Here is a 248-nt window from a genome sequence, read left to right on the forward strand (position 1 = left end):
CTCGAATTCCTCTGTCCGTTATATATCGTGGAGGTGTTTTTCCCTTTGGGTGCTTCGCAATCTCATCACTCGGTAGATTGTATTCAAACGCATAATCTACAAATCCTAGGTCAGAGATATCAACTGTGTCGTGATACGAAAGTAGATTGTACGCTAGGTGTCCACCGAAAAGGCCAGATTTCGAGGGGCGATTTTCTTCAAGAATCGATTTTAACTGAGCTGTGCCTGAGACATACCCAGTTTGTCGG

Annotated in this window: 1 pseudogene; it reads right to left on the reverse strand. The window is 44.4% G+C overall.

What is annotated here, in order from left to right:
* Nucleotides 1–248: pseudogene (locus EXE42_RS19985) on the reverse strand (hypothetical protein); the annotation flags it as partial.

It is taken from the genome of Halorubrum sp. SP3 (genome assembly GCF_005435195.1).
In the GTDB taxonomy this organism is placed as follows: Archaea; Halobacteriota; Halobacteria; order Halobacteriales; family Haloferacaceae; genus Halorubrum; species Halorubrum sodomense.